Annotated in this window: 19 protein-coding genes and 1 tRNA gene; 3 read left to right on the top strand and 17 right to left on the bottom strand. The window is 70.6% G+C overall.

Going from position 1 to position 20,585, the window contains the following annotated elements:
• Nucleotides 1-1,766, bottom strand: a 1,766-nt coding sequence (locus D6689_17215) for a hypothetical protein (GenBank protein ID RMH39260.1), incomplete at its 3' end; no start/stop codon positions are given.
• Nucleotides 1,767-1,781: 15 nt separating this feature from the next.
• Nucleotides 1,782-4,013 (bottom strand): 4Fe-4S dicluster domain-containing protein, encoded by a 2,232-nt coding sequence (locus D6689_17210; protein RMH39259.1) that lies wholly within the window; start codon nucleotides 4,011-4,013, stop codon nucleotides 1,782-1,784.
• 75 nt (nucleotides 4,014-4,088) lie between these two features.
• Between D6689_17210 and D6689_17205 the strand changes: the two genes are divergently transcribed.
• The 3 genes from D6689_17205 (at nucleotide 4,089) to D6689_17195 (ending at nucleotide 5,469) form a co-directional block, all read left to right on the top strand.
• Nucleotides 4,089-4,664, top strand: a complete 576-nt coding sequence (locus tag D6689_17205; GenBank protein RMH39258.1) for a hypothetical protein — start codon at nucleotides 4,089-4,091, stop codon at nucleotides 4,662-4,664.
• 98 nt (nucleotides 4,665-4,762) lie between these two features.
• Nucleotides 4,763-4,839: transfer RNA gene (locus D6689_17200), tRNA-Pro, on the top strand.
• Nucleotides 4,840-4,872: 33 nt separating this feature from the next.
• Nucleotides 4,873-5,469, top strand: a complete 597-nt coding sequence (locus D6689_17195; GenBank protein RMH39257.1) for a response regulator — start codon at nucleotides 4,873-4,875, stop codon at nucleotides 5,467-5,469.
• A 22-nt stretch (nucleotides 5,470-5,491) separates the two neighbouring features.
• On the opposite strand, the gene D6689_17190 is transcribed toward D6689_17195, so the two are convergent.
• The 15 genes from D6689_17190 to D6689_17120 all read right to left on the bottom strand — a co-directional run.
• Complete coding sequence (locus tag D6689_17190; protein ID RMH39256.1) at nucleotides 5,492-6,172, bottom strand: ribulose-phosphate 3-epimerase; 681 nt, start codon at nucleotides 6,170-6,172, stop codon at nucleotides 5,492-5,494.
• A 158-nt stretch (nucleotides 6,173-6,330) separates the two neighbouring features.
• Complete coding sequence (rsmB, locus tag D6689_17185) at nucleotides 6,331-7,731, bottom strand: 16S rRNA (cytosine(967)-C(5))-methyltransferase (protein RMH39255.1); 1,401 nt, start codon at nucleotides 7,729-7,731, stop codon at nucleotides 6,331-6,333.
• The gene (locus tag D6689_17180; GenBank protein RMH39262.1) at nucleotides 7,614-8,522 is read right to left on the bottom strand and encodes a methionyl-tRNA formyltransferase; all 909 of its coding nucleotides are present in this window, start codon (nucleotides 8,520-8,522) and stop codon (nucleotides 7,614-7,616) included. The genes rsmB and D6689_17180 overlap by 118 nt, the downstream gene beginning before the upstream one ends.
• A 151-nt stretch (nucleotides 8,523-8,673) precedes the next feature.
• Entirely contained in the window at nucleotides 8,674-10,689 is a 2,016-nt protein-coding gene (locus tag D6689_17175; protein RMH39254.1) for a DUF4388 domain-containing protein, read from the bottom strand.
• Between the two features lie 46 nt (nucleotides 10,690-10,735).
• Nucleotides 10,736-13,183, bottom strand: a complete 2,448-nt coding sequence (gene priA / locus D6689_17170; protein ID RMH39253.1) for a primosomal protein N' — start codon at nucleotides 13,181-13,183, stop codon at nucleotides 10,736-10,738.
• A gap of 321 nt (nucleotides 13,184-13,504) precedes the next feature.
• Nucleotides 13,505-14,455, bottom strand: coding sequence for an L-histidine N(alpha)-methyltransferase (gene egtD / locus D6689_17165; GenBank protein ID RMH39261.1), 951 nt, complete (start codon nucleotides 14,453-14,455; stop codon nucleotides 13,505-13,507).
• Between the two features lie 41 nt (nucleotides 14,456-14,496).
• On the bottom strand, nucleotides 14,497-15,381 hold the full coding sequence (galU, locus tag D6689_17160) for a UTP--glucose-1-phosphate uridylyltransferase (GenBank protein ID RMH39252.1): 885 nt from the start codon (nucleotides 15,379-15,381) through the stop codon (nucleotides 14,497-14,499).
• 134 nt (nucleotides 15,382-15,515) lie between these two features.
• Nucleotides 15,516-15,899, bottom strand: a complete 384-nt coding sequence (locus tag D6689_17155; protein ID RMH39251.1) for a hypothetical protein — start codon at nucleotides 15,897-15,899, stop codon at nucleotides 15,516-15,518.
• 9 nt (nucleotides 15,900-15,908) lie between these two features.
• Complete coding sequence (locus tag D6689_17150) at nucleotides 15,909-16,304, bottom strand: hypothetical protein (protein RMH39250.1); 396 nt, start codon at nucleotides 16,302-16,304, stop codon at nucleotides 15,909-15,911.
• Nucleotides 16,291-17,373: an EscU/YscU/HrcU family type III secretion system export apparatus switch protein gene (locus tag D6689_17145; protein ID RMH39249.1), complete on the bottom strand. Its 1,083-nt coding sequence runs from the start codon at nucleotides 17,371-17,373 to the stop codon at nucleotides 16,291-16,293. The genes D6689_17150 and D6689_17145 overlap by 14 nt, the downstream gene beginning before the upstream one ends.
• Nucleotides 17,374-17,551: 178 nt before the next feature.
• On the bottom strand, nucleotides 17,552-18,376 hold the full coding sequence (locus tag D6689_17140; protein RMH39248.1) for a type III secretion protein: 825 nt from the start codon (nucleotides 18,374-18,376) through the stop codon (nucleotides 17,552-17,554).
• 3 nt (nucleotides 18,377-18,379) lie between these two features.
• Nucleotides 18,380-18,652, bottom strand: coding sequence for a flagellar biosynthetic protein FliQ (fliQ, locus tag D6689_17135; GenBank protein RMH39247.1), 273 nt, complete (start codon nucleotides 18,650-18,652; stop codon nucleotides 18,380-18,382).
• Nucleotides 18,649-19,317 carry an EscR/YscR/HrcR family type III secretion system export apparatus protein gene (locus D6689_17130; GenBank protein ID RMH39246.1) on the bottom strand — a complete coding sequence of 223 codons (669 nt, stop codon included), beginning with the start codon at nucleotides 19,315-19,317 and terminating at the stop codon, nucleotides 18,649-18,651. The genes fliQ and D6689_17130 overlap by 4 nt, the downstream gene beginning before the upstream one ends.
• A complete protein-coding gene (locus D6689_17125; GenBank protein RMH39245.1) occupies nucleotides 19,314-19,790 on the bottom strand; it encodes a hypothetical protein in 477 nt (158 codons plus the stop codon). The genes D6689_17130 and D6689_17125 overlap by 4 nt, the downstream gene beginning before the upstream one ends.
• 45 nt (nucleotides 19,791-19,835) lie before the next feature.
• The coding region (locus D6689_17120) for a hypothetical protein (protein RMH39244.1) at nucleotides 19,836-20,585 on the bottom strand (750 nt) is incomplete at its 5' end.

The following is a 20,585-nucleotide window of genomic DNA, read 5'->3' as shown; positions in this document are numbered from 1 at the left end:
TCCGCGCAGCGCGTCTCGAGGTGGGCGCCGTCGAGCTTGTAGTCGGAATCGCGGTTGTGGTTGAACACGTTCTGGCCAGTCTCCAGGTGGCACCGCTCGCACTGATCGCCCAGCCGCCCCTTGTGCACGTCGTCCTGCGCGTGGCAGCCGACGGCCGAGCAGTTCGTCGGCGTCTTGTGATAGTCCTCCCGACGAGGGTGGCAGTCCTCGCACTTGGGGATCTTCCGGTGCCAACCGTTCAGCGGCCAGTCGGTGTCCTCGTCGTGGTCGAACCGAACGGCCGGCCATTCTCCCTCGTAGTGACACCGGCTGCACTTGTCGCCGAGGGTTCCCTTGTGCAGTGAGTCCTCATGACAGCGCACGCCGCACTCCATCGGCGTGTTCTCGTAATTCTCGTTGATGTGGCACTTGATGCACGCGACGTCCTTGTGCCCCTTGCGCAGCGGAAACCGCGATTTCGGCCCATGGTAGACGTCCACCGCCTTCGCGGTGATCTGGATCACCCCAGGCTGCTTGTGGCACCGCAAGCAATCCTTGTCCGTGAACTCGCGGTCGTGGACGTTCGCGTGCTGGTGACACCCCATACACCCAACTTTCTTGGCGTCGAATCGCTCCCATGTGAACTTGGGCTTGAGCTTGCCGCGGTGGCACGCACGACACTGGACATCGGCGTGTTTCCCCGTGAGCGCAAACTTCGTTCGGCGGTTGTGTTCGAACTCGCTCGGCGCCCAACTCGTCGACGGATGGCAGACCATGCACTTCGGCAGCGGCTTACCGAACTGTTGAAACCGCAACCCGTGGACGTTGTCGTCCGCGTGGCATGACGCGCCCTCGCACGACCGGCGCGGTTTGCGCGTGCCGAGCTGCGCGGTGTGGCAGTCGTAACAGGCAATCTTCGCGTGCGCGCCGGTCGTGTCGAACCGCGTGCGCCGCTTGTGATCGAACCGATACTTCTGCAGTGACCCGTACTTGGGGGAATGGCACCAGCTGCACTTGCGCGTGCCGAACAGGTGACCGTCGTGCGGGTCCTCGTGGCAGTTCGCGCAGTCGTCGGGCACCTTGTTCGGCAGGTTGAAGCGCGCCTTCGGATGACACTTGCCACACGACACGTCCGCGTGCGCCCCCTCGATCGGCATCGCCGCATCTTTCGGGTCGTTGTGGTCGAAGCGCATCGTCGGCAGCTGCGGCTTCCACGCACTCTCGCTGTGACACCGGTCGCACGCCAGTAGCTCCCGGCGCTCGAACTCGTGCGGCGTATCCTTCTTGTGGCAGCCGCCACAGAACCGATCCTCGCCGAGGAACGTGCGCAGCCCCTGCCGGTTCTTGTTCTTGTGGCACTCGCCGCAGTCGAGCCGGGCGTGTTTCTGGCGCAGCGGCCAGCCGGTGAGCCCGTGGTCGAATGCGTCGATGCCGCCGTCGATCGACGGCCACCCCATGATGTCAAACGAGCGCCCGCGGTGCTCCAGATGGCACTTTTCGCACTTCTTCCCGCGCACTTTGTTCGACGCGTGGAAGCCCTTGCGCGTGTCGATGCGTCGCTTGAGGTCCTGGTGGTCGTGACAGCCGAGACACTTGGTGTCGTTGGTCGCCTTGCCGCCGTCGTGACACTCGTTGCAGTTGTCCTGCCCGTCGATTTCGGCGTGGCTCGCCGACAGCGCGCCCGGTGACGACCGGAAGAAGTCGTCTTGCGCGCGCGCAGGTGACGTCACGGCAACCAGCGCGGCCGCCGCGGCGGCGACGGTCAAAGCCTGGCGATGCAACCGCATCTCGAGACGTCGATTCTACATGGAGTATTGGAAGGCGAGCCAGATGTGGACGACGGAGATCGCCGCCATGATGAAGCTAAACGGCACGTGGACCTTCTTCCAGGAGTGCAGCACGAGTTGAGCGCGCTCGCCGAGCACGCGCCGTCGATCGATGAGCAACATGCGCCCCGTCCGCACGCGCAGATCGCGCACGACCCCGCGCGGGGCAGCGGCGGCGCGGAACCGGACCCTCCGGCGCAGCCACCGCGCCGGTCGTTTCATGTCCTCCGAGAGGATCCACAGCAGCGTGCGGACCAGACCGGCTCGCGCGGCGATGTGCTGCGCCTTCTGTTCGTGCGCGGCGAGTTCGCGTTCGCACAACTGCACCGCGTCGGGATACTGGCGGCGATATCGGTTGAACGCGCGCCGGTGATCGAGTTCCTCGAGTTCGCGCCCGTTGACCAGATCCGGGACCTGTGTGTAGAGGTAGCGGCCGACGATGCCCGAGATGACGACGATCACCATGCTCCAGAACGCCGCCGACACCCAGTTGTCGAGCTTGAGCGCGGAGTGGAGGACGATGAACATCGGCCCCACCGTGCCGGCCATCATGTGGAAGTCGAACCACAGCTTGGCGTTGGCGACCAGCCGGAACGAGTTGATCCGGCGCACGACCGGATACAGGACCGAAATCAACAACAGGAACGTGCCGATATAGCCGCACCAGACGGCGAGTGTGTCCCCGGCGCGAAATCCCACCTGGAGCCGCGCGATCGTCTCCGGCTCCCCGGTCTTTACGAGAAACCAGTACTGAAACGACTTGGTCGGCGCGTACAGCCGCAGCAGAATCTCGGCGAGACACACGAAGAAAGCAGTGAGGCCGAGCACCCAGGCGATCGCCGCACCGACGCGAAACCGCTTGATCTTGGCGAGCCCGCCGTCGTGGACGTGCGCCCCCTCGATGAACGGCGCCACCGGCAACAGCTCGCGCCGATCTCGCCGCGACGGCTTGACCTCCGCGTCGTAGCCGGCGCGAGCGAGCACGCGGGCGAGTTCGGAGCGTTCGCGAAACAGGTCGTACGCGTTGACTTCGATCAGAGAACCGGTCGGACACGCGGTGACGCACGCCTGATCGCTGTACGTGGCGCAATGGTCGCACTTGTTCGCGACGCGGCGCGGGCGCGCAACCCGGCCGGTACCCGGGCCGAACTTCAGCTTGCCGTCCGCGTCGAGCCGAATGCGGAACGCCTCGCGATAGTTCGGGTGCTCCGGATCCTCGACGTCGACCATCTCGATGGCGCCGTACGGACAAAGTTGGGCGCACAGCGTGCAGCCGGTGCAGGTCGCCTCGTTGATCACGACCTCGCGCGCGTCCGGGTCGTACTGGATCGAGTCGTATTCGCACGGATCGACGCAGCGCTGATCGGTGCACGTGCGGCACGTGTAAATGAAGTCGAGCATCCCGAGGTGGTAGCCCCCGAGAGTGAGCCGCCGAGCGCCGTAACGCTCCTCGCACGCGTCCTCGCACTGTTTGCAGTCAATGCACAGATCGAGTTGCCGAACGCGCACGCGCTCGCCCGATACCGACAGCCCCTGCCGGACGAAGAAGTCGAGGATCTCCTGCTTGACCCCCGTGACGTTGGCGAGCCGCTCGCGGCCCACTTCGACCGCCCGCCGCAGGCGCCGCTCGAAGAACGGATACCGCAGCACGAGTTCACTGATCGCGTGGCCGGAGATCACCGCGATCTCCGACGGCGCGGTCGTGAAGAACGCCACGGTGAGGTCGCGCTGCGCAGCCACGGCGGCCGCGTTGAACACGTCGCCGGGGAAGAACACGGCGAGGTTCTTCCGGGCGACCCGGGCCAGCGGCGGCGGCGCGAGCGCAGACTCCTCCCGGCGCTCGGCCTCGGACATTCGGTCGTAGCGATCCTGATAGGCTTTCCGGTCCGCAAAGTCGCCGGGATCGAACGCGCCGACGGCGAGCTGACCGTCGATCACGTAGATCAGCTCGGCGTCGCGCGGCGCCGCAACCGGGTCGGCGACGAACACATCGCGACGCAGGATCCGCCGCCGGATCGCGCCCGACGCGATCGCGGCGGACAGCTCGTCGTTCGGGATGCCGTCAAACAGGTTGACGCGGCGTAGCCGCTCGTAGCTCTCGCGAGCGTCGGGTGGTAGCATCCCGGAATCGCGCGCGCCGGCCTCGGCGGGACGGTGATCGTGCATCGCGTCGGTGGGCTCAGCGAGCTGGCGAAAGGCGTACGGCACCGCAGTAAACGGAAAGCAAACCGCGGACCGGCTGGAACAGCAACGTTGACAAGTATTATCAGTTGGTTACCGAGTTTGTGGCCGGGGACCCGGGCCGGCCGTCGGGGCATCCGGACCCCGGCGCGAACAGTCGCGATTCTACTATGGTGTGCCGGCGGCGTCGAACCGGCCTCCGCCGGGTCGGCGCGAGACGCGGGGGCGCCGCCCGCCGCGCCGGCCCGCAGCGCGTCGACGGCCGACCTCGACGGGCTCGTGCTCGCCGTCGGGCCGGTCGCAGCGGCGACCCACGCCGACGGGGCGTGGGATGGCGCGTTCGGCGGCGAGTTGTTCGTCGCCCGCGTGCGCGAACACGAGCCGCTGTCCGCCTTGGCGGTCGCGATCGGCGCGTACCGGCTCACGCGCAGCGCGACCGGCCGCGCGTGGGCCGACGTCTGGGTCGGCACGTACCGGCCGCTCGGCGTCGCCTGGGGGGTTTCGGGCGGCCCGGTCGTCGAATTCAATGAATTCCGGCCACCGCAGGTCGGTTGGCAGGCGTCGATCTGGCTGTTTGCCGGCGCCGTTCCCTACGCGCGGGTCGGCTCCGTCGGCCGCTCCGGACGATTTGCGGAGGTCGGACTGCGTATTCCCCTTCCGGCGATCCGCTGGCGTTGAAGCAGCCGCAAATTTTTCCACGAAATGCGAAAAACCGCGTTGACACCGGGCCGTTCGGGCGGATATTGCAATATTGCTGTAATTCGGAACGGACGAAACGGGGCGTAGCGCAGCCTGGTAGCGCGCTTGGTTCGGGACCAAGAGGCCGGAGGTTCAAATCCTCTCGCCCCGACAAACGACGGCAGTCAACCCTCTCACAGCTAGCGCCGTGCCTCAGCTCAACATCCTCGTCGTCGACGACGACCGCGATGTCTGTGAGTACCTCGAGGACTTCCTCACCTCGGAGGGGTACGGCGTCCGGGTCATGAGCGACCCGACGGAGGTCCTGCCGGCTCTCAAGCAGGAGGACTTCCACGTCTGCGTCCTCGACCTGATGATGCCGAAGCTCAACGGCATCGACCTGCTCGGGCAGATTCGCCAGGTCGATGACGACATCGCCGTGATCATCCTCACCGGCTATCCGAGCCTCGAAACGGCCACGTCGTCGATCGAGCACAACGTCTCCGCGTACATCCGCAAGCCGTTTTCGATCAACGAGTTCCGCGAGGCGCTGCACCGCATCGCCAAACAAAAGGGCCTGATCCTGCGCCGCGAAGACGAACTACACGCGGCGATCGGCCGGTGCATCCGCGAGTTGCGCAAAAGCCGGGGGCTCACGCTCAAGCAGATGTCGCGGCGCACCAACCTGTCGGTGTCGCTGCTGTCTCAGATCGAGCGGGCGGAGTCCTCGGCCTCCGTGTCGTCGCTGTTCAAGGTGGCGACGGCGCTCGACGTCAAGATCACCGACCTGTTCGGCGACTTCTGACGCGAGCCGCCGTGGCCCGCCGTCACGCGATCTCGATGGCCTCGTCGCCGCGCCGGCGCAGCTGGGCGATGGTGTCGGCGTAGTCGTCGGCGCCGAACACGCCGCTGCCCGACACCACGACGTCGGCGCCGGCGGCCGTCACGGCTGCGACGTTGTCGACCTTGATGCCCCCGTCGACCTCGATGCGGACATCGAGCCCGCCGTCGTCGATGAGGCCGCGCAGTTTGCGAATCTTCGACAGCGCCGACTCGATGAACTTCTGCCCGCCAAACCCGGGGTTGACGCTCATCACCAACACCAAGTCGACATCGTCGAGCACGTGCTCGACCGCGCAAAGCGGCGTCGCCGGGTTCAATGCCACGCCCGCGCGCTTTCCGAGCGCCCGAATGGCCTGCACGGTACGGTGCAAGTGGGTGCATGCCTCGGCGTGCACGGTGATCACATCGGCCCCCGCCGTCGCGTAGGCGTCGAGGAATGCGTCAGCGTTGCTGATCATCAGATGCACGTCGAGCGGCAGGTCCGTCGCGGCCCGCACGGCGCGCACGATCGGCGGACCGATCGTGAGGTTCGGAACGAAGTGGCCGTCCATCACGTCCACGTGAATCCAATCGGCGCCGCCGGCGTCGACGGCGCGCACCTCGTCGGCGAGACGCCCGAAGTCGGCCGACAAGATCGAGGGAGCGACGATCGTCCTTCGCTGCACAGCGGCACCGTAGTGGCAACGCGACCGCGGCGCAACACGGGCGCGCGCCGAACCCGCTTTGCCCGCGGGAAGCCCTGTCACCCATCCCGCGCCCGCGGGGACCGATCCCGCGACGTCCCGCGTGCGCCGAGGGAAGGCAAGCCCGGGGGCTCCGGGCGCTACCGGCGTGCCAACCGCGCGGCGTAGAACGCATCCGCTCCGTCGCGGTGCGGCCACGTCGCCACCTCCGCCTCGACGCGCCAGCCCGGGTGGCGCGCGAGGAACGCGGCGACCTGGTCGGGCCCCTCCTGCCGGGTGAAGGTGCACACGCTGTAGACCAGCGCGCGGTCCGCGCGCGGCGCGAGCGCGTCCAGCAGCCGGCGCTGGACGCCGGCCAATGCCGCCACGTCGCCCGGCGTGACTCGCCATTTGGCCTCCGGGTGGCGACGCAGCACGCCGAGGCCGCTGCACGGCGCATCGATGAGCACGAGGTCGTAGCGGTCGCCGATCGGCGCCGACGGGTCGGTCAGATCGGCACGGACGGCGTGCACGCCGCGCGCGCCGAGTCGCGCCACGGTCTCCCGCAAGCGTGCGAGCTTCGCGTCCGACACGTCCACGGCGTCGACGTGTGCGCCGCCGCCGGCGAGCTGGGCGAGGTACGCCGCTTTGCCGCCGACGCCGGCGCACGCATCGAGAATTCGCTGGCCCGGTTCCGGGGCGACGAGTTCCACCACCCGCTGCGAGCCGACGTCCTGCACCGTCCACAACCCGGCCTGAAACGACGGCAACGCCGACGGCGCGCCGAGGCCCTCGACCGCAATCGCCGCGCGCGTGCCCGGTACGGGAACCACTCGCGCGGTCGGGCACTCGGAATGCAACCGATCGAGCACGACGTCGACCGGCGCGACCGCGCGCACGACGAGCGGCGCCGGCATGGCGAGCGCGGCGGCCGCCGCCGGCACTTCGGCGTCGCCGACCGAGGCAGCCAGAGCATCGACGATCCACTCCGGCAACGAGTGCTCGACTGCCACGCGCTGGCGCGGGTCTTCCGGCAGCGGCGGCTCGCCATCGCGCGCGACGCGCCGCAGCACTGCATTGGCCAGCCCGGCGAGCCGCGCGCCGCCGGTCCGCCGCACCGCAGCCACTGCATCGTCCACCGCGGCGTGCGCCGGCACGCGATCGAGCCACAGCAGTTGATACACCCCGACGCGGAGGGCGGTCCGCACGCGCGCGCTCACCCGCAGGCGACCGCGCGTCACCGCTGCGTCGAGCGCGCGGTCGATACGCGCGCGGTGGCGCAACACGCCGTACACGAGTTCGGTCGCCAGCGCGCGATCGCGGTCGGTCAACGGCGACGCGGCGAACGCGTCGTCCAGCGCGACCGACGCGAAGCCCCCGGCCGCATCCACTCGGCGCAGCGCCCGGCGGGCGACCTCCCGCGCGTCGATCGCCGCCGGCCGGCTCACGTCCCAAGCACCATCCCCGGGGTCAGTCTCCGCCCGGTCGCGAACGCCGCCGCGGGCATGCGCCGCCGCCCGGGTGCTTGCACCTCGGCGATGGTCACCGCGCCATCGCCGCATGCCACGCGCAGGCCGTCGCCCTCTGCGGCGAGCACCTCGCCGGGCGCGCCGGCGCCGGAGGCAAGCCGCGCGCCGTACAGCTTCAATGGCGCGCCGTCGACCAACGTGAACGCGCCCGGCCACGGGTCGACACCCCGCACGCGATCCCGCACCTCGCGGGCCGAGCGGCGCCAGTCGACCTGGCCGTCAGCTTTCGTGAGCATCGGCGCGTACGTTGCAGATGCATCGTCTTGCGGCCGCGGCTCGATCGTGCCGGCAGCTAGCCCGTCGAGCGCCTCGACGAGCAAGTCGGCACCGATCGGCGCCAACTTGTCGTGCAGCGACCCGGCCGTGTCGTCGGGAGCGATCGGCACCTCCCGGGTGAGCAGGATGGGCCCGGTGTCCATCCCCTCGTCGAGCTGCATGATGGTGACCCCCGTGACCGTTTCCCCGCGAAGGATGGCCCATTGAATGGGGGCCGCGCCGCGGTACTTCGGCAACAGCGATGCGTGGATGTTCACACAGCCGAGCGGCGCGACGTCGAGCACCGGGCGCGGCAGGATCTTGCCGTAGGCCACGACGACACACACGTCGGGCGCGGCGGCGCGCAAGCGGTCGACGAACTCCGGCGCGCGCGCGGATGTCGGCTGGTAGACATCCACCCCCGCTTGTTGTGCCACGCGCTTGACCGGCGGCGGAGTAAGCTTCTTGCCGCGTCCGGCCGGCTTGTCGGGCTGCGTCACGACCAGCACGACGTCGTGCTGGGCGAGCAGCCGCTCGAGCGCCGGCACGGCAAACTCGGGCGACCCCATGAACACGACGCGCACGGTTCACGCCTCCGGTCCGGCGGCCGTCGCCGGCGCGCGCGGCCGGCGCCCGTCCGTGCCGGCGCGCGCAGTCTGCCGCGGCGGTGCGCAGGCGACCAATGACAGTACGGCGAAGTAGAGAACGGACATGCGGGGCTCAGTCGATCAGATGGGCGCGATACGACGCGCGCAACGCATCGTCGCGTAACACGGCGTATGCCTCGTCGAGCAGCGCACCGATGGCGGCGAGTTCCTCGGCCAACTCGGCCCGGAGCTGCTGCGGGAACGTTTCCGGCGCGTAGTCGCGCTTGGCGGCCTCATAGGCGCGGCGGATCTCGAAGGCCGTGGCGTCTCTGCGGACGCCGAGCACCGCAAAATAGTCGCCGTCCTCGACCTGCGCGAACTTCGCGAGGACGCGCTCGCGGTCGATCGCGAGGTCCGTCGCGCCGACGAGCGCCGGTGCGTCGCGCACGTCCGAGTAGCTGCCGCCCGCATCGCCGGTGTCGGCCAGTTCGGCGAGGCCGAGCACGACCAGCCCGAAGGCGATGGCGTAGACGCCGAGCGCGTCGAGCCCGGACTGCGCGATGACTTGCTCGAGCGTTCGCGTACCGTCGAGCAGCGCGACGGCGCGGCGCTCGGCCGGAGTCAACTCGATCTCCTTGAGCGTGGCGGCCGCGTCCGCATCGGCCCGCGCAACCACGACCGAGGTCGCCGCCCCGAGCCTCGCCTCGAGCTGGTCCAGTCCGTATTTGCGGCGCACGCCCTCGACGATGAGCGCCGCGGGATGACGCGACAGGCGTATTTTTTCGTCGAGCGCCGCGTCGCCGGGTTCGAATGCGTAGTCGCCGGCGTCCCATGCAAAGAGCGAGTACACGATGTCCTCGAGATGGCGGCGCACGGCCGGCAACAGCTCGCGGCGCTTGAGAAACCCCATGTCGACCAAAATCTCGCCCATCCGGCGGCCAGACTCGGCGGCCAGCTCACGACTCCGCGCGTATTGCGCGCGCGTAATCTTGCCCTCGCGGTACAGCAGATCGCCCATGCGGTCGTGAGGGAGGTTCGACGTGGCGAACACCGGCTTGCCGCGATCGAACCAGACGACCTTGGCGGCGTCACCGCGGCGGAACGTGAGCACGCCGGTCGCCGCATCGCGATACAGCCGCGCAAACACCGACGCGACGTCGTCGCCGTCGGCGGCGAGCACCCCGTGAACCGGCGCCGGCGAGCGACGCGCCGCCGCGTCGCTGGCTCCCGTGCCGCCGGCGTCGCGATTGTCCACCGGAATCTCGCCGAACAACGCCGGGTTGCTGCCCTCCCCGCTCGGCTCGTCGGCCCAGTGCGGCGGCGGCGTGCGCGCGTCGTCGCTAAACGTGTCCGCCTCGGCGATGTCGGCAAAGGGATCGGCGTCCGCCGCATCCGAGAGCGTTCCGATGGCTCCGAGGTCGATCTCGCCGTGCGGGTCGACCTCCGGGCCGACGGCCGCGGGCGCGGCGCGGCCGGGAAACAGCCGCTGCGCCATCTCCGACATCTTCTCGCGCAGCTCGCGCGCGAGGTCGCTCGACGCCGGCGGTACGTATTCGGGCACCGGCTCCACGACCGGAGCCGCGGGGACGTCGCCGCCTGCGTCGGGCAAGATCATCGTGGGTTCGCGCGCCGGCAGCGCCCCCAACTCCGAGTCGGACGTCGCCGGCGAGCGCGGCGCGGCGTCCGCCGCCCCCGGTCCCGCCGCGCGGGCCGCCGAGCGGATGGCGAAGCCGAGCGCCTTGGCCGACAGCGGCCGGCCGACGAACCGATCGACGGCGAAGTCGAGCGCGTCGAGCGCGTTGCGGACGGGGCCGTCGTCTTCGCCGACGAGCACGAGCCCGGTCGCCGGCGCCGCGCGCCTCACCGCCGCCGCGAGTGAGCGCGCATCGCCCGCGTCGAGCGCGGCCGACAGAACGACCGCAGACGGCGGTTGTTCCACGATGCGGTGCAGCGTGTCGTCGTCGCCCCCGCCGCACCATGCCACCGTGAACCCCTCCTGCTCGACCAGCGCGCGCAGTTCGGCCGCGTCGTCCGGGCGAGCGACGACGACGACCCGCTCCGAGTCGCCGCCACGTTCGGTCGTCGCGCGCGTCACCGTCAGCCGCTCAGCCGGCGCCCACTGCGGCCCGACGCGACACCCAGGCCGCAAAGCGACGAGAATTACAGAGGATTACGCGCACGGCGGCGCCATCGTACTACAGGGCCGACACGGGGTCCACGTCCACCACGACGCGCACCGACGCGGGACGATCGACGCCGGGCGCGACCAGCGCGCGCGCCGCGGCGCGCACCGCCTTGCGGTCCGATCCGCGCAGCCACACGTGCCAACGCGATCGCCCCTTGAGGCGCGCGAGCGGAGCCTCGACCGGTCCGAGCGCCGTCACGCCGGGCGCGCGCAACGCGCGGATCCGATCCTCGAACTGCCGCGCGACAGCGCGGACGGCACCGGGGTCGGGTCCATCGAAGCGGACGGCGATCACGTGGCCGAACGGCGGGTAGCCGAGTTCGGCCCGACTCGCTGACTCCGCCCGATAGAACCACGCGTAGTCGTGCCGGCCCGCGGCGGCGACCGCGACCGCCTCGGGGCGATACGTCTGGATCACCACGCGGCCCGGCCGGTCGCCCCGGCCCGCACGCCCGGCGACCTGGGTCAGCAGCTGGAACGTGCGCTCGCTCGCGCGGAAGTCGGGGAGCGACAGACCGGTGTCGGCGCACAACACGCCGACGAGCGTCACCCCCGGAAAGTCGTGTCCCTTGGTGACCATCTGCGTGCCGACGAGGATGTCCACCTCGCGGCGCGCGACGCGACGGAGCACGTCGTGAAGTCCGGCTCCCGCGGCCGAGTCGCGGTCGAGCCGCGCGACGCGCGCGCCGGGATAGCGCGCACCGACTGCCGCGGCGACCTTCTCGGTGCCGATGCCGCGGCGCAAGATCGTCTTGGCGCCACCGCACGGCGTGCAGCGGTCGGGGACTGGTTCGCTGTGGCCGCAGTAATGGCACAGCAACTTTCGCGATCGATGGTGGTGAGTGAGCGCCACGGAGCAGTGTGGGCAGCGGAACGCATGGCCGCAGCGACCACACACGACGAATGTCGAGAACCCGCGCCGATTGAGGAACAGGATGACCTGGTCGCCCGCGGCCAGCGCATCGTCGATCGCGGCCGCCAGCGGCGCCGTGAGCATCGCGTCGCCCTCTGGCTGGTACGTGCGCAGATCGACGATGTCGACCTCTGGCAACGGACGCGCGGTGGCGCGCGACGGCAGTTCGAGCAACGCGTGGCGACCGGTCGCGGCCGCCCGATAGCTTTCGAGCGACGGTGTCGCCGACCCGAGGATGCACACCGCGCCCGCGCGTTGGGCGCGGACGAGCGCCACGTCGCGCGCGTGGTAGCGCACGCCCTCCTCCTGCTTGAAGCTCGAGTCGTGTTCTTCGTCGACCACGACGACGCCGAGGCGGTCCACCGGCGCAAACACCGCCGAGCGCGCGCCCAGCGCGATCGCCGCCTGCCCGCGTCGCAAGCGGTGCCATTCGTCGAACCGCTCGCCGTCGCTGAGCCCGCTGTGCAACACGGCCACCCGATCGCCGAAACGGGCGCGAAACCGCGCGGCGAGCTGCGGCGTCAGCGAAATCTCCGGCACGAGCACGATGGCCGACTTGCCCGCCGCCAGCGCGCGCGCGATTGCGTGCAGATACACCTCCGTCTTGCCGCTGCCGGTCACGCCGTGCAGCACGAACGACCGAAACACCCCGTCGTCGACCGCGCGCGCGATCTGATCGAGCGCCGCGCGCTGCGGCTCCGTGAGTTGCGGTGGCTCGACGGGCGCCGACGTGGCGACGTCGTCGGCGGCGACCGCCCAGCCGTCGCGGCGCACCGGCCGGTGGACGACCTCGACCAACCCCGCGCGCGACAGCGCGCGCACGTGGTCGGCCGCGCGCGGTTCGGCATGTTTCAGATCCGCCACGGCCGCCGCCCCGCCGGCCGCCACGATCGCCTCGAGCACGGCGAGCCGCTTCGGCGCCCGCGCCAGCGCGGCGCGGACCGCGGCGTCGACGGGGCCGACCGCGACGGCGACGCGCTCGGTGCGCGGCCGGACGCGCGCGCGCGACCGCGCCGTCGTACGTTGCAGCAGCCCGCTCGCCACGAGCGCATCGACGTCCTCGCGGCGGATGCCTCGCGCACCCAACTGCCGTGCCGCGATCGCCCCGCCCGCTCCGGCGACCCGGCCCAACACGTCGCGCAGGCGGCGCGGCAAGGCCCCCCCCGCCGCACCGGCCAGCGCCTCGCGCCCCGCATCGGTGAGCGCGACGAACCGTGCAGCGGTTACCCGCGTGCCGGCCGGTAGCGCCGCGCGGAGCACCTCGCCCGGCGGCGCCTCGTAGTAGCGCGCCACCCACAGGCACAGGTCGAGCAGTTCCGCGCTCACCGGCGGGACATCGTCGAGCACGTCTTCGATCGGTCGCATCTGCCCGGCCGGCACGGCGGCGGCCGCCGGGTACGCCACGACGATGCCGGTGACGCCGCGGCCACCGAACGGCACGAGGACGCGCGCCCCGACCAACGGCCGCATCGACCAGCGCGCGGGCACCTCGTAGTGGTACGTGCCGGCCACCGGCAGCTCGACCGCGACTTCGGCGACGTCCATCGCTGGCGCCCCTAGGCCGCCGGGCGGCGACCGCAGCACGGCGGGGCCGGCTCGTCCCACGGCCGCCACCCCGGCACGTCCGTGCGCCGGGGAGCGCCGCGACGCGCGCGGCGCGCGCTGCGCACCCCGGCGGCGATCCGGCTCGTGACTTCCCTGGTTCCGACGCTCATCGACTGCCTCGCCGTTGTACCAGCCCGCTCCGACACGCGGCGTGTGGCCTCCGCCCGCGACGGCCGCCGCGCGAGCGCATCGGCCCGGTCCCGTCGCCGCGCGCCGCCGCCTGCGCGCACCCACCCCGCCGCGGCCGCCCGGCGCCCGCGGTCACGGCGATTCCGGCGCGAGCAGCGCGAGCGCGAACGCCCCGTCGTCGGACACGAGCCAGTCGAGTTCGCGAAGTCCGGCCGCGCCGGCAATCCGCCGCGCGCTCGCGCGCGTGTACTTGCGGCTGTTCTCGGTATGGATGCGCTCCCCCGACGCAAACCGCACGCGAACGCCGAGTCGGCCGATGGTCGCGACCATCGGTCGCCGGGCCTCGAGGTGCATCTCGATCTGCTCGAGTTCCGGCCGCCACAACGCGACGTGGTCGAACGACTCCACATCGAAGTCGGCGCCGAGTTCCCGGTTGATCACGCGCAGCACGTTGCGGTTGAACTCGGCGGTGATGCCCACCGCATCGTTGTATGCCGCAATCAACCGCCACGGCGCCTTCACGAGGTCCATTCCGACCGCGAGGGCGTCGCCCGGTCCCATCGCCGCGCGCACGCGAGACAGCAGCGCAATCGCGGCCGGGTCGTCGAAGTTTCCGATCGTCCCGCCGAGGAACAACCACAACCGCGGTCCCGCCGGAGCCGGCAGCAGCGACCGCAGATCCGCGTCCAGGTCGGCCACGACCCCGTACACGCTCAGCCACGGATAGTCGCGAACCAGATCCCGCGCGCTGGCCACGAGCATCGGCTCGCTGATGTCGATCGGCACGAACCGTCCCGCGCCCATCGCCGACAGGAACACGCGCGTCTTGCGGGCGGCGCCGCTGCCGAGTTCCGCGAGTTCGGCAGGTCGCACGCGCGCGACGACGTCGGCCGCCACCCGCGCGAGCAGCGCGCGCTCCGTACGGGTCGGGTAATACTCCGGCGTGTCGCAGATTGCATCGAACAACCGCGAGCCGCGCGCGTCGTAGAAGTACTTGGGCGGCAGCGCCTTGGGGACCGACAGCATGCCGCGGAGCACGTCGGCTGCCATCGTGGCGCGCACCGGCCCGTGCACGATCGACATCGAGGACGTCGCCGCACGGCTGCTCCCGGTCTCCGCCACGCTCACTCCGCCGAGTTCGCAATGGCGCGGCACATGGCGATCACGGCGTCGCGCAAACTCGGCCGCGCGAGCGCATAAGCGAGGTTCGCGCGCAAATAGCCGATGCGATCGCCGGCGTCGTACCGGTCGCCGGCGAGCACGACGCCGTACAAGCGCCCGGCCGCCATCAACTCGCGCAGTCCGTCGACGAGTTGAATCTCCCCTCCGACTGACGGTTGCGCGCGCGACAGCGGCTCCCACACGTCGGGCGGGAACACGTACCGCCCGACGACGGCCAGCCGCGAAGGCGCCGTGCCGGGCGCGGGTTTCTCGACGAACTCCGTCACGCGAAGGAGGCCATCCCCGGCGGCCTCGCCAGCCACGATGCCGTACAAGTGCGTCTGCGACGCCGGCACCTCCTGCAACCCGAGAATGCCGCCTCCCGTGGCGGAAAACGCGTCGACCAGCTGACCGATCGCCGGTCGGTCCTCGTTGCGAATCAGGTCGTCGCCCAACAACACCGCGAACGGCTCGTCGCCGACCGCGTTGCGCGCGCAGGCCACCGCGTGGCCGAGGCCGAGCGGCCGCTTCTGTCGCACGCTGTGGATCCGCGCCAAGTTGGCGATCCGCTCCACTTGGTGGAGCAGCTCCGTCTTGCCGCGCTCGCGCAGCACGCATTCGAGTTCGAATGCGTGGTCGAAGTGGTCCTCGATCGCTCCCTTGCCCCGGCCGTTGACCAACACGATGTCCTCGATCCCCGCGGCGACGGCCTCCTCGACGATGAGCTGGATCGTCGGGACGTCCACGATCGGCAACATCTCCTTGGGGATGGCCTTCGTCGCCGGCAAAAACCGCGTGCCGAGGCCCGCGGCCGGAATCACAGCCTTGCGCACCGCACGATCCGCCATGCCGGCGAACCTACCATGCCGTTTGCATGCCGTAGCGCGCCCGCAGCGGCGGGCGGACCGAGACCGCCGCACGCCGAGCAGCGACCGCGCGCGCGGACCGCGACCGCCGCACGCCGAGCAGCGCCCGCGCGCGCCTATCGAGACCGCCGCACGCCGAGCAGCGCCCGCGCGCGCGCCTGTACCCGCCGCGCGTCGGCGCCGCGCGCGGGCAACGCGAGCGCCGCGTGCAGGTCCCGTTCGGCCTCCTGGTAGCGGCCCTGGTGTCGCAGTGCTTCCGCGCGCAACACGAGCGGTGCGGGCGAATCCGGTCGGCGCTGCGCGGCGATGTTGGCCGCCGCGACACAGTCGTCGTATCGCCGTTCGCGCAGGGCGATGACTGCGAGCGCGCGCCACGGTGCCTCGAGGTGCCCCACCATGCCGGCGAGCCCCTCCCACAGGCGGCGCGCGTCCTCGAGCTGCCCGGTGCGCATCAGCAGATATCCCAGGTCGGCCGCCGCCGACAGCGCCGCATCGTCCATCGCTGCCTCCTATCCGGCGCAGATGCTGCCGATGTGCGCCCCGACGCGCCGGCGCAGCGCGATGTAGCGGTCGAGTACGGCCGCCAGATCGCCAGCGGCGGCGTCCCGCGCGCGCTCTAGCGCGGCGGTGCACTCGCCGAAGCCACCCTCGAAGGGGGGGATCTCGTCTCGCGCCTCGGCGAGCGCGCGAAACAGCGCGACCGCGCGGGCCCGCGCCAGCCCCGCACGCCCGGCCGCGGCGACCGCCTCGTCGCCCGGCGTCGGCGGCGGCCCCATCTCGACGTCGTCGACGGCCGCCTGGGCGAGTTCGGGCAGCTGTGCGGCGTCGATCGCGTCGTCCGCAAACGTGGCCGCTGCACCGACGCCGGCGAGCCAGCGACCGCCTGCCGAATCAACGGGCCGCATTGCCGCCCTCGCCGGCTCCGCGCTGGTCATAGACGAACCGCAACACGGCCGCCACCGCCTCGTACAGCTCCTCCGGGATCTCGTCGTCCAGTTCGACTTGCGCCAGTGCGCGCGCCAGCGGCACGTCGCGGTAGATCGGCACGCCGAACTGGCGAGCGACCTCTTTGATCTGCTGGGCGACGAGCCGGTGTCCGGTCGCGACGACCTTCGGCGCGCGCATCGTGTCCGCGTCGTAGCGAATGGCCACCGCGATGTGGTCCGGGTTGACGATCACCGCGTCGGCCGTTCGGACCGCTTCGACCATCGCGTGCTGCAGGATCTCACGGTGTAGGCGCCTGCGCTCCGCCTTGTGCTGCGGATCGCCCTCCTGCTCCTTGTACTCGCGCTTGACCTCCTCCTTGGTCATCATGAGCTGTTGCATCGTCAAATACCTCTGCCACAAAAGGTCGGCCACGCCGACGATCGCGTAGAAGATCGCCACGCGAAATAGCAGTCCGCCTGCGATCGACGCCGTCCAGGCCAGCACGCGACCGGGCGGCGCTCCGGGCAGCCGAGCCAGCCCGCCCAGATGTGCCGACAGCAGATCCCAGGCGAGCACCGCGACGACGACGATCTTGACGATCGACTTGATCAGCTCGACCCACGTGCGCGTCGAAAACAACCGTTTCGCCCCCTCGAGCGGGTTGACGCGATTGAGATCGGGTGCGAGCGGCTTGAGCGTGAACAGTGCCCCGACCTGCAGATAGCCGCCGACGGCGGCCAGGGCCGCCGCCGCGCCGACTACCGGCACCGACAGGCGCACGACAGCGTCGATCGCGGCGCGCGCCGCAGGCCACGCCCGCGCCGCGGGCGCACCGGCCACCGCGGCCGCCACGCCCTCGCGCGTCGTGGCCACCAGTTGGTCCCACAGCGCGCGACCGCCCCACAGCAATACGCCCGCGGCCGCGAGGAACCCGAGCGCTGCCGTCAGTTCCTGGCTGCGCGCGACCTGCCCCTCCTCGCGCGCCTTGCGCAGCCGCTGCGGGGTCGGTTTTTCGGTGGGCTCCCCACCTGGGCGGTCTTGAGCCATGGAATCGACGACTGTATCGGCGCCGGCGCGCGCGAGTTGCTACTTTACTGTGTCGCCGCCGTCCGCCGCCAGCCGCCGTCGGCGGTTCGTCACCGCGACCGACCCGCCGCCGAGGCTCCGAAGCCCCGACGCGGCGTACTCGTCGGGCCACGCTCGCCGCCTGTCCCGGCCGGGAGCGTCAGCGGCCCAGCCCCCGCATCGCCTCGACCACGGCGCGAGCCCCGCCGAGCGTGTCGTGGGCAATCGTCACGGCCACGGCCGCCAGCGCCAGCATGAACGCGAACACGCCGAGCACGGCCTTTGCCGGCATTCCCACGAAGTACACTTGCACCTGCGGTGCCACCCGGTTGACCAGGCCGAGGGCCAGGTCGGCCAAGAAGGTTGCGGCCAGCACGGGCGCCGCCAGGCCGATGGCGACGGCAAACATGTGCGCGCTGGCATCGATCGAGACCCGCGCGATCCCCCACCACCCCGACGCCGCGGGCAGCCCGGCGATCGGAACGGCCTCATAGCTCGCCGCGAGGGCGTCGAGGACCAGCAGATGACCGCCGAGCAGGAAGAACAGCGCGATCGCCAGCTGCAGGCCGAAATCCCCGAGCGGCGTGGTGCGCTCGCCGGTCTGCGGCACGAGCACCTGAGCCTGCGACGCGCCGCGCGCCACGTCGGCCAGCCGGCCGGCGACGTCGACCGCGACGAATGGCAGCGACACTACGAACGCCAACGCGACGCCGACTGCGATCTCCTTGGCGAACAATACCGCGATCGCGACCGCGCCTGGAAGCTGCCCCCAGGTGGCCACGGCCGGCTGGCCGACCGCCGGCACCAGCAGCGCAGCGAACGCCAGGGACACCGCGACGCGGACGACGCCGGGCAGCAGGCGGCCGCCGAAGGTCGGAGCGAACGTGAAGATCGGCACGACGCGGGCGGCGATCAGCGCCATCGCCAACAGAAGCCGCGACAGGCCGGCCGCGTTCCATCCGAGGTCCGCGAGCAGCGATGCCACGGCCTACCCGGTCAGCCGCGGTATCAGCTCCATCAGCGCCGCGCTGAACGCGCCGAGCTGCGAGCCAATCCACGGTGCGAACACGGCCAGCGCCACCAGGACCGCAACCAGCTTCGGCGCGAACGTCAACGTTTGGTCCTGGATCTGGGTGGTCGCCTGGAAGATGCTCACGGCGAGCCCGACGACCAGCGACGCGATCACGATCGGGGCGGACAGCAGCACGACGAGGTACAGCGCCTCGCGACCGACGCGCACGAGCAAATCCGCCGTGGTCATGTGTACCCCAACACGAGCCCCTGGGTGAGCAGCTGCCAGCCGTCAATGAGCACGAACAGCAGCAGCTTGAACGGCAGCGACACCGTGCTCGGTGACATCATGTGCATGCCGAGCGACAGCAGCACGTTCGACACGACCATGTCGATCACCAAGAACGGAATGAACAGCAAAAATCCGATCGCGAACGCTTCTTTCAGTTCGCTCGTGACGAACGCCGGCGCCAGCACCATGAAATCGCTGTCGGAAACGTCGGCCCGCGCCGCCGGCTCGCGCATGCGGCGAGCGAGGTCGGTAAACATCGCCCGGTCGCGGGCGTGGGCATGTTTCGTCAGAAACTCACGAATCGGCTCTCCCGCCCGCTCGCCCGCACGCACCAGCGACGTCACCGTCTCAGTGGACGTGAGCGACTTGCCCTGAGCAGCCGCCAGCGCGGGTTCGACGCGGTCGTACACCTGGCCGGCCACGGGCGCCATGACGAACATGGTGAGCACGAGCGCGAGCCCGGTCACCACCATCGATGGCGGGATGTTGCCCGCTCCGAGCGCATTGCGCACGATCGCCAGCACGACGGCAATCTTGACGAAGCTCGTGAGCATCACGAGCAAGAACGGCAGCAGCGACAGCGCCGCCAGAAGCACGATCATGACGATCGGCTGGTCGGTCATGACGATGTCTCCTTGCGGGACTTGCCGGCGGCCAGTCCGCGGAGCACCTCCGCGAACGGTCGCGCGGTCGGGGCCGCCGCGAGCGCGGCAGCGACCGCATCCGGGTCCAACTCCGCGATCAACGCCGGCCGGTCGCCCGCGCCGACGAGCAACGTCTTCCCCCCTGCCTCGACGATGAACAACGTCTGCCGCGCATCGAGCGGCGCGCGCGCAAGGATTCGAATGGGCCCCGCCGCGGCTCGTGCGCTCGGCCCGAACCGACGCAACGCAAACCGCAGCAGCAGCCACGCGGCCGCGCACACGACCGCGAGCACGATCAGGGTCGTGACCAACAGCTGGCCGTAGCCACCGGGCAGTTCCACCGCCGGGGCGGCTGGTTGTCCCGCTGCCGCCGGTACCAACACGGCCGGACTGTACACGCGAACGGCCCGAAGCGGGAGGCTACTGCGGCGGCACAAGCCGCCGGCGACCATCGCCTGCCCCCGCAGCCCCACGCCGCCCGCGCGCGCCGCTGCCGGCTACGGGCAGGTGGTTCCCGTCACGAGGTCGGCGGCGTCGCGCGGGTACAGCTTGCGCTCGCCGAATGCAAACCCCATCACCCCGCGGATCGTCGAAAAGCACGTGCCCTCCGCGGGCAGCGTGAAGCTGCCGTGCAGCTTGTCGTCCACATTCAGGTCTTCGCCCGCGATGCCGACGGTGAAATTGCCGAACCCGTCGTTCATCGTCACGACGCGCACGTCGGCAATCTCGACCAACATCCCCTCATACGGCTCGCCAGCGACCGCATCGGCCAATGTCGCGACGGGGACGTCCGATCTGACCGAGACGGTCCCGGTGCCGGTAACGCTCACGTCGGCGACCGTCGGGTCCACCGCCAGCTCCGTCTCATCGAAGAACTCCGTCACGACGCCGGCGACATCGACGACGTCGCCGACCGCCACGGCGATCGCCGGCGCGCCGGCGCCGCGGAACACGTGCAGCCCGTTATAGTCGGACGTCGATCCGGCGTCCTGCACCCACAGGTCCACGCCATCTGCCGATACCGCGGTCACGACCACGCCGGACAACTGAACCCGCGTGTTCTCGGAGACCGTACCGTCCTGTACGGCGACGACCGTGGCCGCGACGGTGCACAATTGCGGATTCGCGTCCTGACACGAGAAGTCCTGACAGTCCGTGAACCCATCGTAGTCATTGTCCAGACCATCGTCGCAATCGGCCGCCTGCGTCTCGTACACACACGCCGACATGTCGGCCGCTCGCACGAG

Source organism: Deltaproteobacteria bacterium (assembly GCA_003696105.1).
Taxonomy (GTDB): domain Bacteria; phylum Myxococcota_A; class Polyangia; order Haliangiales; family J016; genus J016.
This window is presented reverse-complemented; position numbering and strand designations above follow the sequence as displayed.